Annotated in this window: 8 protein-coding genes and 3 rRNA genes; 3 read left to right on the top strand and 8 right to left on the bottom strand. The window is 43.7% G+C overall.

What is annotated here, in order from left to right:
• Positions 1 to 625: 625 nt before the first annotated feature.
• The 4 genes from rrf to L3Q70_RS03700 all read right to left on the bottom strand — a co-directional run bounded on the left by rrf (position 626) and on the right by L3Q70_RS03700 (position 7,067).
• Positions 626 to 740, bottom strand: a 5S ribosomal RNA gene (gene rrf, locus L3Q70_RS03715).
• A 190-nt stretch (positions 741 to 930) separates the two neighbouring features.
• Positions 931 to 3,815: ribosomal RNA gene (locus L3Q70_RS03710) — 23S ribosomal RNA — on the bottom strand.
• Positions 3,816 to 4,094: 279 nt separating this feature from the next.
• Positions 4,095 to 5,635, bottom strand: a 16S ribosomal RNA gene (locus tag L3Q70_RS03705).
• Together the 16S, 23S and 5S rRNA genes form the textbook arrangement of a ribosomal RNA operon.
• A gap of 574 nt (positions 5,636 to 6,209) precedes the next feature.
• Entirely contained in the window at positions 6,210 to 7,067 is an 858-nt protein-coding gene (locus L3Q70_RS03700) for a tetratricopeptide repeat protein (protein WP_062570212.1), read from the bottom strand.
• Positions 7,068 to 7,150: 83 nt separating this feature from the next.
• Here L3Q70_RS03700 and L3Q70_RS03695 point away from each other — a divergent pair, with 83 nt between their 5' ends.
• Positions 7,151 to 8,464 carry an amidohydrolase gene (locus tag L3Q70_RS03695; RefSeq protein WP_237114868.1) on the top strand — a complete coding sequence of 438 codons (1,314 nt, stop codon included), beginning with the start codon at positions 7,151 to 7,153 and terminating at the stop codon, positions 8,462 to 8,464.
• A 1-nt stretch (position 8,465) separates the two neighbouring features.
• Here L3Q70_RS03695 and L3Q70_RS03690 read toward each other — a convergent pair whose 3' ends face one another.
• The 4 genes from L3Q70_RS03690 to pomA all read right to left on the bottom strand — a co-directional run bounded on the left by L3Q70_RS03690 (position 8,466) and on the right by pomA (position 12,745).
• Positions 8,466 to 10,376: a DNA topoisomerase III gene (locus tag L3Q70_RS03690; protein ID WP_237114867.1), complete on the bottom strand. Its 1,911-nt coding sequence runs from the start codon at positions 10,374 to 10,376 to the stop codon at positions 8,466 to 8,468.
• 51 nt (positions 10,377 to 10,427) lie between these two features.
• The gene (locus L3Q70_RS03685; RefSeq protein ID WP_062570209.1) at positions 10,428 to 10,919 is read right to left on the bottom strand and encodes a hypothetical protein; all 492 of its coding nucleotides are present in this window, start codon (positions 10,917 to 10,919) and stop codon (positions 10,428 to 10,430) included.
• A 132-nt stretch (positions 10,920 to 11,051) separates the two neighbouring features.
• Complete coding sequence (locus tag L3Q70_RS03680; protein ID WP_130150836.1) at positions 11,052 to 11,975, bottom strand: flagellar motor protein MotB; 924 nt, start codon at positions 11,973 to 11,975, stop codon at positions 11,052 to 11,054.
• Between the two features lie 2 nt (positions 11,976 to 11,977).
• The gene (pomA, locus tag L3Q70_RS03675) at positions 11,978 to 12,745 is read right to left on the bottom strand and encodes a flagellar motor protein PomA (protein WP_062570207.1); all 768 of its coding nucleotides are present in this window, start codon (positions 12,743 to 12,745) and stop codon (positions 11,978 to 11,980) included.
• 272 nt (positions 12,746 to 13,017) lie between these two features.
• On the opposite strand from pomA, the gene xseB reads away from it, so the two are divergent.
• Both xseB and ispA read left to right on the top strand, forming a co-directional pair.
• Complete coding sequence (gene xseB, locus L3Q70_RS03670) at positions 13,018 to 13,260, top strand: exodeoxyribonuclease VII small subunit (RefSeq protein WP_062570206.1); 243 nt, start codon at positions 13,018 to 13,020, stop codon at positions 13,258 to 13,260.
• Positions 13,261 to 13,265: 5 nt separating this feature from the next.
• Positions 13,266 to 14,153, top strand: coding sequence for a (2E,6E)-farnesyl diphosphate synthase (ispA, locus tag L3Q70_RS03665; protein ID WP_062570205.1), 888 nt, complete (start codon positions 13,266 to 13,268; stop codon positions 14,151 to 14,153).
• Positions 14,154 to 14,226 lie beyond the last annotated feature (73 nt).

The following is a 14,226-nucleotide window of genomic DNA, read 5'->3' as shown; positions in this document are numbered from 1 at the left end:
AGACTCAGCACCTAACACCCACACAGGTCAGCTGACACTTAATGTCTCTGTGTTTCGGCTGATAGCCTGCGGCCAAAAGTCTATCACGCGATATAAAATCTCGCCACATACGAAAAAACCCGTTGCATTGCTGTAACGGGTTTCTCTAATTGGAGCCATGGTGCGCTACGCAGTAGGATGTCCTACTTTCACATGGCGAGTGCCACACTATGCCTACAAGGATAGAAGTAGTAGGGTCTTGGTTGGGTGTTTTATTTTTCTACAGGCAACAAAAAACCCGACTCTTTCGAATCGGGTTTCTCTAATTAGGAGCCATGGTGCGCTACGCAGTAGGATGTCCTACTTTCACATGGCGAATGCCACACTATGCCTACAAGGATAGAAGTAGTAGGGTCTTGGTTGGGTGTTTTATTTTTCTACAGGCAACAAAAAACCCGACTCTTTCGAATCGGGTTTCTCTAATTAGGAGCCATGGTGCGCTACGCAGTAGGATGTCCTACTTTCACATGGCGAATGCCACACTATGCCTACAAGGATAGAAGTAGTAGGGTCTTGGTTGGGTGTTTTATTTTTCTACAGGCAACAAAAAACCCGACTCTTTCGAATCGGGTTTCTCTAATTAGGAGCCTGGCGATGTCCTACTTTCACATGGCAAATGCCACACTATCATCGGCGCTGTTTCGTTTCACTACTGAGTTCGGCATGGGGTCAGGTGGGTCCAAAACGCTATTGTCACCAAGCGTATTCTGTTTGTTAATCGCCTTAGCAATTAACTAAAATTCGGAAATCTGATAATCGTAAATCTACTTTAGTATACTAACTTCTGTCTGTTACGCTGTCATAAAAATCTGTCTGGAACAGATTTTAACGCACGCAGTGCGGCTTTAGTGATTTACATGGATGTAAATCATAAAACGCGTTTGGCGTTGTATGGTTAAGCCTCACGGGTAATTAGTACAGGTTAGCTTAATGGCTCACACCACTTCCACACCCTGCCTATCAACGTTGTAGTCTTCAACGGCCCTTCAGAGACTTTAAAAGTCTAGTGAGAACTCATCTCGAGGCCTGCTTCGCGCTTAGATGCTTTCAGCGCTTATCAGTTCCGAACGTAGCTACCGGGCAGTGCCATTGGCATGACAACCCGAACACCAGCGGTTCGTTCACTCCGGTCCTCTCGTACTAGGAGCAACCCCTCTCAATTCTCAAACGCCCACGGCAGATAGGGACCGAACTGTCTCACGACGTTCTAAACCCAGCTCGCGTACCACTTTAAATGGCGAACAGCCATACCCTTGGGACCGACTTCAGCCCCAGGATGTGATGAGCCGACATCGAGGTGCCAAACACCGCCGTCGATATGAACTCTTGGGCGGTATCAGCCTGTTATCCCCGGAGTACCTTTTATCCGTTGAGCGATGGCCCTTCCATTCAGAACCACCGGATCACTATGACCTACTTTCGTACCTGCTCGACGTGTCTGTCTCGCAGTTAAGCTGGCTTCTACCATTACACTAACCGTACGATGTCCGACCGTACTTAGCCAACCTTCGTGCTCCTCCGTTACTCTTTGGGAGGAGACCGCCCCAGTCAAACTACCCACCAGGCACTGTCCGTAATCCCGATCAGGGACCAACGTTAGAACATCAAAACTACAAGGGTGGTATTTCAAGGACGGCTCCACAAAGACTAGCGTCTCTGCTTCAAAGCCTCCCACCTATCCTACACATGTAGGTTCAATGTTCAGTGCCAAGCTGTAGTAAAGGTTCACGGGGTCTTTCCGTCTAGCCGCGGGTACACAGCATCTTCACTGCGATTTCAATTTCACTGAGTCTCGGGTGGAGACAGCGTGGCCATGGTTACACCATTCGTGCAGGTCGGAACTTACCCGACAAGGAATTTCGCTACCTTAGGACCGTTATAGTTACGGCCGCCGTTTACCGGGGCTTCGATCAAGAGCTTCGTCCGAAAACTAACCCCATCAATTAACCTTCCGGCACCGGGCAGGTGTCACACCGTATACGTCATCTTGCGATTTTGCACAGTGCTGTGTTTTTAATAAACAGTCCCAGCCACCTGGTCACTGCGGCTCCCGTCCGCTTAGAGAGCAAGTCTCATCACAGATAGGAGCGTACCTTCTCCCGAAGTTACGGTACGATTTTGCCTAGTTCCTTCACCCGAGTTCTCTCAAGCGCCTTAGTATTCTCTACCTGACCACCTGTGTCGGTTTGGGGTACGATTCGGTATAATCTGAAGCTTAGAGGCTTTTCCTGGAAGTATGGCATCAACAACTTCACACCCTTGGGTGCTCGTCTCGTGTCTCAGTCTTAAGAGTCCGGATTTTCCTAAACTCTCAACCTACTCACTTTCACATGGACAACCAACGCCATGCTTGTTTAGCCTGCTCCGTCCCCCCATCGCAATTATACCAAGTACGGGAATATTAACCCGTTTCCCATCGACTACGCCTTTCGGCCTCGCCTTAGGGGTCGACTTACCCTACCCTGATTAACATGGGATAGGAACCCTTGGTCTTCCGGCGTGCGGGTTTTTCACCCGCATTATCGTTACTCATGTCAGCATTCGCACTTCTGATACCTCCAGCATACCTCCCGGTACACCTTCAACGGCTTACAGAACGCTCCCCTACCACTCAAACAAAGTTTGAATCCGCAGCTTCGGTGCATAGTTTAGCCCCGTTACATCTTCCGCGCAGACCGACTCGACCAGTGAGCTATTACGCTTTCTTTAAAGGATGGCTGCTTCTAAGCCAACCTCCTGGCTGTCTGGGCCTTTCCACATCGTTTCCCACTTAACTATGACTTTGGGACCTTAGCTGGCGGTCTGGGTTGTTTCCCTCTTCACGACGGACGTTAGCACCCGCCGTGTGTCTCCCGGATAGTACTTTACGGTATTCGGAGTTTGCAAAGGGTTGGTAAGTCGGGATGACCCCCTAGCCTTAACAGTGCTCTACCCCCGTAAGTATTCGTCCGAGGCTCTACCTAAATAGATTTCGGGGAGAACCAGCTATCTCCCGGTTTGATTAGCCTTTCACTCCTAGCCACAGGTCATCCCCTAACTTTTCAACGTTAGTGGGTTCGGTCCTCCAGTTGATGTTACTCAACCTTCAACCTGCCCATGGCTAGATCACCGGGTTTCGGGTCTATACCTTGCAACTCAACGCGCAGTTAACGCTCGCTTTCACTACGGCTACCCTAATCGGTTAACCTCGCTACAAAATATAAGTCGCTGACCCATTATACAAAAGGTACGCAGTCACATAACAAGTATGCTCCTACTGCTTGTACGTACACGGTTTCAGGTTCTATTTCACTCCCCTCACAGGGGTTCTTTTCGCCTTTCCCTCACGGTACTGGTTCACTATCGGTCAGTTGGGAGTATTTAGCCTTAGATGATGGTCCACCTATATTCAGTCAAAGTTTCACGTGCTCCGACCTACTCGATTTCACTTAGATTGCATTTTCGTGTACGGGACTATCACCCTGTATCGTCAAACTTTCCAGAATGTTTCACTAACACAAAATAAGCTTAAGGGCTGGTCCGGTTTCGCTCGCCGCTACTTCCGGAATCTCGGTTGATTTCTGTTCCTACGGGTACTTAGATGTTTCAGTTCTCCGCGTTCGCCTCTTACACCTATGTATTCAGTGCAAGATACCTGCAAGCAGGTGGGTTTCCCCATTCGGAAATCCTAGTCTCAAGCGCTTTTTACTAGCTTGACTAGGCTTATCGCAAGTTAATACGTCCTTCATCGCCTCCAACTGCCAAGGCATCCACCGTGTACGCTTAGTCACTTAACCATACAACCCAAACGGGTCTTTGTTAGTGACAGCTGTTAACTTCGCCAGAAGTTAATTCATCAAATAATGATGAGAATACTAAAGTAGATACCAATTAATCATAAATGATTAATGGCATTTTTTTACTTTTGAAAACTCTTTATAGATACAAGTATCTATAAGAATTTTAATATCAGCTTTCCAAATTTTTAAAGAGCATATTAATTAGTCAAACCAAGCGGTTTAGCTAACTAACAATCATCTGTGTGGACACTACGAACAAATAAGTTCTAAATCGTATAAGGAGGTGATCCAGCCCCAGGTTCCCCTAGGGCTACCTTGTTACGACTTCACCCCAGTCATGAATCACTCCGTGGTGAACGTCCTCCCGAAGGTTAGACTATCCACTTCTGGAGCAACCCACTCCCATGGTGTGACGGGCGGTGTGTACAAGGCCCGGGAACGTATTCACCGCATCATTCTGATATGCGATTACTAGCGATTCCGACTTCATGGAGTCGAGTTGCAGACTCCAATCCGGACTACGACGCACTTTAAGTGATTCGCTTACCCTCGCAGGTTCGCAGCACTCTGTATGCGCCATTGTAGCACGTGTGTAGCCCTACACGTAAGGGCCATGATGACTTGACGTCGTCCCCACCTTCCTCCGGTTTATCACCGGCAGTCTCCTTAGAGTTCCCGACCGAATCGCTGGCAACTAAGGATAGGGGTTGCGCTCGTTGCGGGACTTAACCCAACATCTCACAACACGAGCTGACGACAGCCATGCAGCACCTGTATCAGCGTTCCCGAAGGCACCAAACTATCTCTAGTAAGTTCGCTGTATGTCAAGTGTAGGTAAGGTTCTTCGCGTTGCATCGAATTAAACCACATGCTCCACCGCTTGTGCGGGCCCCCGTCAATTCATTTGAGTTTTAACCTTGCGGCCGTACTCCCCAGGCGGTCTACTTAATGCGTTAGCTTTGAAAAACAACTCCGAAGAGTCGAGCTTCTAGTAGACATCGTTTACGGCGTGGACTACCAGGGTATCTAATCCTGTTTGCTCCCCACGCTTTCGTACATGAGCGTCAGTGTTGACCCAGGTGGCTGCCTTCGCCATCGGTATTCCTTCAGATCTCTACGCATTTCACCGCTACACCTGAAATTCTACCACCCTCTATCACACTCTAGTTTGCCAGTTCGAAATGCAGTTCCCAGGTTGAGCCCGGGGCTTTCACATCTCGCTTAACAAACCGCCTGCGTACGCTTTACGCCCAGTAATTCCGATTAACGCTCGCACCCTCCGTATTACCGCGGCTGCTGGCACGGAGTTAGCCGGTGCTTCTTCTGTAAGTAACGTCACAGCTAAGTGCTATTAACACTTAACCTTTCCTCCTTACTGAAAGTGCTTTACAACCCGAAGGCCTTCTTCACACACGCGGCATGGCTGCATCAGGCTTGCGCCCATTGTGCAATATTCCCCACTGCTGCCTCCCGTAGGAGTCTGGGCCGTGTCTCAGTCCCAGTGTGGCTGATCATCCTCTCAAACCAGCTAGGGATCGTCGCCTTGGTAAGCCATTACCTTACCAACTAGCTAATCCCACTTGGGCTGATCTTATGGCGTGAGGCCCGAAGGTCCCCCACTTTGGTCCGAAGACATTATGCGGTATTAGCAGTCGTTTCCAACTGTTGTCCCCCACCATAAGGCACATTCCCAAGCATTACTCACCCGTCCGCCGCTCGACGCCAGAGGTGCAAGCACCTCTTCGTTTCCGCTCGACTTGCATGTGTTAGGCCTGCCGCCAGCGTTCAATCTGAGCCATGATCAAACTCTTCAATTAAAAGTTTTTTGAAACCGAAGTTTCGTGCTCAATGAATTCTGTATAAATTGACTATATAGTCACTCATAAGAAATTGAGACTCTAAATTTGTTTGCGTCATCTAGCGAACTAGACTCTGCTGTTAGAACTCAATCTGTACGAGTGCCCACACAGATGATTGCTTTATATTGTTAAAGAACGTTGCGAGGTTGTCGCTAGGGATGCGTATAATACATCCTTAATTTTTCGAGTCAACACTTAATTTTAAACTTTCTTTTTAGACCGTTTTAAACCGAAGTTTTACTTAACTCTCTGTCACCTTGTTCAGCGTCTTTCGTTGCTGCCCGCCGTGTCAGTGGATGCGCATTATAGGGATGCGAATAATTAACGCAAGCACTTTTTGTAGAAAACTACTAAAAACTTACCTTTCGCGCAAAAAACAAGCTAAAGGCAGTAAAAAACACAGTTTACTGTACAAAATACAGCCAACTTTTCTCGAGAGGATCTTAAGTATTATCGATATTAGGTAATACGCAAGTTTTTAAATAAAAAAGCGCCACTATTTTTAATGGCGCTTTTATCAATCAATGATGGATTAGTACAAGATACTATATAGTTTACGGCGATACTTAGACGCCAATGCATCGCCATCAGGTAAAGAGGCAATGATTTCTAGATAGCTTGGTTTTGCATCTGCGTAGTTAAGATCTTTTTTAAGCACATTAAATAACACCTCTAACGCTTCTTCTTTGCGACCCGCATTATTAAGCGCATTGCTTAACTCTACTTTTATCTCTAAATCATTTGGGTATTTTTCAACTTTAGCTTGCAGTGCTTTTATTTCTGGAGAGTCTGTTGCAGCTAATGCTTGTTCACACTTTGCTTGAATATTTGTGAAATACGCATCACGTTCATTCTCTGCCACTGAATCTAGTAATGCTTGTGCATCTTCTAATTTATGAATTTGAATACAAATATCAGCTAATACTAATTTTACACGCGTATGGCTCGGATCAAGCTCATAAGCCTGCTTTGCATAATTAAACGCATTATTTAAATCTTGATTAATTAACGCTTGCTTAGCTTGTTCAAGTAATAACTCGTGCTGGGCTGGTAAATGCTTTGCTAGCGCATCACGAATTTGCTGTTCTGTTTGAGCACCCGGTAACATATCTACAGGCGCAGAATCTTTTAACATCACAAGCGTTGGTAATGCTTGCAAACCAATTTGCTGTGCAAGTTGCGCTGCAAGAGCTTGCTCAACGTCACAGTCTAATGTCGCTACTAATAAATGCTCACCGTATTCATGTGCGATTTTTTCTAAAATAACAGCTTGCTGATGACACTCTGGGTTTTGCGCAGAGTAGAAAGTTAGTAAAACTAATTTTTCGGCTGAGGTCTCACCCAGTACTTGCTGTAAATTCTGTGGAGTAACATTTACCATATTATTCATTTGATCAATTGCACTATATAAGTATTTAGGTTTTTATATGGTGACAAACATAACAATTACAAGCCCATTCAGTCGAGGTCATTATGAAATTATCAGTTATATCTGCTGCGTTATTATTTCTTACTCCCATAACACAAGCAACAAGCTTAGATTTAAATCTTCAGAAAACCATGCCAGAGATTGAAAAGCTTTACTTAGATTTACATCAATCTCCAGAGCTTTCTTATCATGAAAAACAAACAGGTAAGAAATTAGCAAAACGACTTACTAAACTTGGCTTTGAGGTTACTGATAATGTAGGTGGCTATGGCGTAGTTGGTATTTACAAAAATGGTACTGGACCAACTGTGATGATCCGTACCGATACAGATGGCTTACCCATTGTTGAACAAACTGGTAAACCGTACGCTTCAAAAGTAACGGTTACAAACGACGAAGGCTCAACTGTCGGTGTAATGCATGGCTGTGGTCATGATATTCACATGAGTTCGTTTATTGGCACAGCCCAACAGTTAATGACACACAAAGATCAGTGGCAAGGTACATTAATGATGGTCGCACAACCCGCTGAAGAAGTAGGCGGTGGTGCAAAAGCAATGCTTAAAGAAGGACTTTTTACCAAGTACCCTACGCCTGACCACGTAATTGCTTTACATGTCAGTGCCAGTGTTCCTGCTGGTAAAATCAGCATGAAAAATGAGTACACAATGGCAAGTGTTGACTCTGTTGATATTACTGTAAAAGGTAAAGGTGGTCATGGTGCTTATCCTCATACAACAATAGACCCTGTTGTAATTGCTTCACGTATTGTGTTGGCACTGCAAACAATTACGAGCCGTGAATTGTCACCATTAGAGCCATCGGTGATCACGGTAGGCTCAATTCATGGTGGCTCTAAACACAATGTCATTTCTGATGAAGTAAAACTACAACTTACATTGCGTAGTTATAACCCTGAAGTTCGCTTACAACAAATCGCGGCGATTAAACGAATTTCTAAAGGTATCGCATTAAGTGCAGGACTTGATGAAAGCTTAGCACCTGAAGTATATGTGCATGAAGATGAATCTATTCCATCTACTTATAATAACCCTGAGCAAACCAACTTAGTGCGTTCAGCAATTGCTAATGCGATTGGTGAAGACAATGTACTTGAAACAGAAGCAGTCATGGCCGGCGAAGACTTTGGTTTATACGGACGTACAGATAAGAATATTCCAATTACTTTATTTTGGTTAGGGGGTGTTGAGCCTAGTCAATATGATGCCGCAATACAATCTGGCACAACATTACCTTCTTTACATTCAAGTAAGTTTGCACCTGATTACAAAAAGGCGCTCCCTACTGGGATTACAGCGATGAGTAATGCCGCGGTTGCCCTATTCAACAAAAAATAGTTTAGGCTGACTTAGTTCTGGGCTTAGCTTTTCTTTTAAAACGTCGCTTTTGCGGCGTTTTTGGTAACTGGGCAAAGACTTGGCTGTCGCACTGCTTAGCTTGCTCAACTAAAGCATGTAACTCAGTCAGTAATGGCGTTAAAAATTGCTGATAACTCATATGTTGCTCAGCTATATTCCCTAACGATGCTTCCCACTTAGCTGTTAAGTCAGGGCTAGCAAGCTGCTCTGGTAATGTACTTATGAGAGCTTTACCTGTTACTGTAGCTAAAATGTGTTTACCTTGACGCTCTAGAAAGCGGCGCTTGAATAAAAGCTCAAGAATGCCTGCCCGTGTAGCCTCAGTACCTAGACCATCCGTATCTTTGAGGATCTTTTTAATTTCAGGGTCTTTCACATAGCGACTGATGCCTGTCATAGCACTTAATAAGGTCGCATCAGTAAAGTGCGCTGGCGGTGTGGTCACTTTGTCTACCACTTCACCTTGATTGCAATGCAGCGGCTGACCTTTTTCAAGTGGCGGTAAGGTTTGCTCATCCTTTAACTCTGTTTTGCCCATTAATGTTTTAAAGCCTAAGCTAATATCTTGCTTAGCAGCAGCTTTAAAAAGCCCACCCGCAATATCAACCGTTACTTTGGTTTCTTTAAACACATAGTCTGGATAAAACTGAATTAAATAATGACGACAGATCAATCGATAGATTTTTTGTTCTTCGCTATTTAATGATGCTGAGCGTAGCTGCTTTTCGGTGGGAACAATAGCGTGGTGAGCTGCAACCTTGTTGTCATTAAAACATTTACTCCGCTTACTGGTATCAGCTTGCTTGCAAGCTTCACTTGCTTGACCTTCATTATTGGCGATAGCGGCAATAATACTCGCTGCATCTTTATGATGCTCTTTTGGTAAATAGCGATTATCTGAACGAGGATACGTAATTAACTTATGACGCTCATACAAGCTTTGACAGGTATCTAGCACCTTTTGTGCTGGCATAGAAAACGCTTTTGCCGCATCAATTTGTAAAGCCGACAAGTTATAAGGTAACGGCGCTTGTTGTTTTTTTTGTTTTTGCTCAAGCTCAACCACCTTAGCTGGTTGATTAGTAATTCGTGACACAACATTTTCAGCAAGTCCTCTATGTAATACTCTACCTTCTTCATCTTGATAGGGCTCGCATGCTTTACTTGGTTGCCACTTAGCAGAAAATGTTTGCTGCTGCTCTGTTTCGAGATGAGCCAAAACTTCGTAGAAAGGTTTTGCTACAAAGTTAGCTATTTCATTATCGCGATTTACAACTAGCCCTAAAATAGGTGTTTGAACACGACCTACAGACAACACATTACCAAACCCTGCTTTTTGCCCAGCAAGCGTATAAGCTCGCGTTAAATTCATGCCAAATAACCAATCAGCACGTGAGCGAGCTAAGGCTGATACGCTCAAGGGAATAAAATCGCGATTCGACTTTAAATTATTCAGCGCTTTTTTAACTGCACTTAAGTTTAAGTCGCTTATTAAGAGCCGCTGGATTTGCTGTTTTTTAGCTTGGCTTAGTTTTACCTGTTCAATTACTTCATCTACCAATAACTGGCCTTCACGGTCAGGGTCACCAGCATGGATGATTATACTCGCTTGCTTAATCAGCTTTTTTAATACGGTGAGTTGTTTGCGTGTTTTTGCTTTAGGTTTTAACTGCCATTGTTCAGGCACGATAGGTAAGTGCTCAAATCGCCACTTTTTAAAACTTGCATCGTAATCGTCAGGCTCAGCTTGTTCAAGCAAATGACCAATACACCAAGAAACACAATCACCATTAGCAAGCTCAATATAACCTTCCTGCTTTTTTTGTGGTTTTGGTAGTGCATCAGCAATGGCTCGTGCAAGGGACGGCTTTTCGGCAATGTAAAGTTTCATAACGCAACACTAAATACTGTTTTTATAAACAGTAGTCTAACACAGCATTTTTTACTTAGGAATGGTCTCGGCGAGCCTATTGCGACGGGTAAATAAATAAATCATAGGCAAATAACATACAACTACGGTGCCTATATTAATAACAGGGAGTAAGGTTTTATACATATATGTGCTATACGATAAATCCCATAAGTGAATATCAATTACGCGAAATAGTTGTAATATGGGTGCCATTACAACAACTAACTGCCCTAGTACGCTCTGCCAAAGATAAACCTTATCTTTTATACCAAGATAAGCAATGATGGCCATCCATGCTATGTCATTAAATGCCCATACAACGTAACGCCAAACAAAGATGTCATCAAACTCACTCAGGCTTGAATGGATAAGAGTGCCATATAGAAAAAAACTAGCGGTTATTACAGAAAACCTGAAGGCGAGCCAATCATTTCTGATATAAAAAACAAAAATAGCTGGGCTCAGAATGAACACCCAGCTATTACTTAATATAACAATAAAAGAGTTGAACCAATCAGGCACAAGTAACGACCTTAATCAGTTTTCTGTTTTACCATCGTTACCATCACCGTTACCTGGCAGGTAGCAATATTTATCGAGCTTTTTCATTCTTATACCCATTACATTCTTTAACTAATTGTAACTGTAACTGATTTAGGGTCTTACATCAATAGGATCCGACTCTTGCGCCTTGCCTTGCATAATTGAGATTTCGACGCGACGGTTACGCTTTCTATCTTCATCGGTAACATTGGGAACAAGTGGCCTCGTTTCAGCATGGCCCACTACGACCATTCTCGATTTATCGAAACCTGGGGCTTTTTCCATTTCACTTGCAACTGCAACTGCACGCTTTGAAGATAAATCCCAATTATTGGTATATAGCTCATTGGAAACCTGAAAATCATCAGTGTGACCAGATACCGTTATTTCGCCAGGCACGTCTTTTAACAAGGTTGCAATATCTCGAATAATTGGTTTAAATTTAGGCTGTAAAAACGCACTCCCTGAAGGAAATGAGCCATTTTCCCGAATACGAATAATAATTTGCTGGCCTAAAGACTCTAGTTCAATCGCCCCATCAATAATCTGTTGTTCAAGTTGTTGCGCAATTTTCTTCACAAGCTCGTTGGTTTGTTCTTGATTCGCAGCGGAAATAGATTGATCCATCGCTTGTTCTTGCGCTGTACTTTGAGACTCACCGCCACGCTTATTACCACGCTGCTCTTGACGTCCACCTGCTGAGCTTTCATCACCGGCTTGGAATTCCAACATCTGCTGGGTCATTTCAACCGTTTGTTGTTGAATTGTTTCGATAGGCGTAGGCTCAGGTTTACCTGGCGTAAACTCCATGGCTATTACTGAAGTTCCTTTTGGGATGTCTTTTACTTCAATTTTGTTTTGCACACCAAAAGCAAACTTCATTGAGCCAGCAATTTGCTTAAATTTAAGGACATCCATTTCAGAAAAGGCAAGCAAGAGTACAAAGAAGCACATTAACAGTGACATTAAATCTGCGAAGGTTCCCATCCAAGCTGGTAAACCCGGAGGTGGACATTTGCACTCTTGATCAGACATGCTTACTCCTCAGTATCCACTTTTCGTTTAGACTCTGCTAAGTAGTTTTTCAAGATACCCTCGATTACTTTCGGGTTTTGACCATCTTGAATACCCAGTACCGCGTCGAGAATTAAGCGTTGGTTAAGAGCCTCTTCGTCTTTACGTAGCTCTAGTTTTACCTGAATTGGAATAGCAACCACATTCGCTAAGAACGCGCCATATAATGTCGTTAATAGTGCAACGGCCATCGCAGGACCGATGGCTTTAGGATCATCCATATTTGATAACATGGCAACAAGACCAATTAGCGTGCCTATCATACCCATTGCAGGAGCTATGTCGGCTAACGATTTAAATAGTCCCGCGCCATGCTCATGACGAGTGGCAGTAAGTGCGATATCTTTTTGCAAGGTAGCACGAACCACATCGGCGTCATGACCATCGACGAGCATATCAACGCCCTTGCGCATAAAGCCATTAGGAATTTCAGCTTCTTCGAGTGCTAAAAAACCACCTTTACGGGCTGAGTCTGCTAACTCTACAGCTTTCTCTATTAGCTCTTCTGGAGATTCTATCTTGAACATGAAAGCTTTCGCGGCAACTTTACCTATGCCCAAAAACTGACCCATAGTAAAGTTTGACAACACAATGAAAATAGAGCCGCCAAATACAATGACCACCGAAGGGGTGTTATAAAACATTGCAACTTGGCCATCACTACTTAACACCATCGACATAGCAATTAAGCCTATGGCACCAAGAATACCTATTATGGTTGCTAAATCCACATACCCCTCCAGAGGAACAATTGCACGATACCCTAAGGCATCAAATTTTTATTATTAACTGCTTATCGGCAAGCAATTGAAATACTTAAATCATTAAATGAATTAATTTTATTTTAATGTAAGTTTCTCAAGCTACAAGTTTATCTTGTGTCTAAAAGCGTAAAAATAACATATTGGCGTTGCTTTATGCGTAAAAAAACACATCATTCTTTGACCTAGTTTAGCATTCCCCCTAAAATTGGCCTCACTTTCTATCAGCTAGTGAGGCCACTATGGCAGCGAAGAAACCAGAAAACTTGAGCTTTGAAGAAGCCTTGGATGAATTATCTAATATTGTTGTACAAATGGAACAGGGTGACTTGTCATTAGAGCAATCTCTTAAGCAGTTTGAACGTGGTATTGCATTAGCTAATGCCTCATCAGGTAAACTACAACAAGCAGAACAAAAAGTTGCCATACTTATGGGTAACGATAGCCAAGCTCCACTGAGCAATTTCGATTCAAATTTGGACTAATTTCAGTGCAATTAATAGACCAACTGCAAGATGCGCGCAATGATGTTGAAGCAACACTTAATCACTATTTTGATCAGCCTTTAGATACCGAACAAACAATAAAAGAAGCCACTCATTATGGCGTGTTAAATGGCGGCAAACGATTACGTCCATACCTTGTTTATGCAACAGGTAGGATGATGGGGGCACAGAAAAAAGACCTTGATATTCTTGCAGCAGCCATTGAGTGTATCCATAGCTATTCACTAGTTCATGATGACTTACCAGCAATGGATGATGACGATCTGCGACGTGGCCGCCCTACTTGCCATATAGTGTATGGTGAAGCAAACGCTATTCTTGCAGGTGATGCACTACAAACACTTGCCTTTGACTTAATTGCCAATCATCCTTTTTCTGTACCGCCAGCGCAGCAAATAAAAATGATCGCCTCATTAAGCAAAGCCTCAGGTATTGAAGGTATGGTAGGTGGTCAAGCGCTTGACATTAGTGCGACGAATAATGAAATCAGTGTCGAACAATTAGAGCGTATTCATCAACTGAAGACAGGGGCACTGCTTAATTGTGCAATAACCCTAGGTGCATTGTGTGCCAATCAATGTGACGAGTACACATTAAAACAGCTTAATTTGTTTGGACAAGCGATAGGTCTGGCTTTTCAGGTACAAGACGATATCCTAGATGTCGAAGCAGATACAGAAACACTTGGCAAACCACAAGGGTCAGATATTGCAGCGAATAAAGCAACCTACCCCGCTCTTTTAGGACTGGATGGCGCAAAGCAAAAAGCGCAAGATTTACTCGCACAGGCACATCAAGCTTTAGAGGCGATTAATTTCGATACGAGTGAACTGGCAAGGCTTGCCAACTATATTGTTGAACGCAAATATTGATGCGTAAAACAACGACAAAATAACTAAAAAATCAGAGTCACAATAAGCTATAATGCACTCTGGTTAGCGAAGG

Source organism: Pseudoalteromonas sp. CF6-2, assembly GCF_021729425.1.
Classification (GTDB): Bacteria; Pseudomonadota; Gammaproteobacteria; order Enterobacterales; family Alteromonadaceae; genus Pseudoalteromonas; species Pseudoalteromonas arabiensis.
Note: the sequence above shows the minus strand (reverse complement) of the source record. Positions and strands in the feature narration are given on the sequence as shown.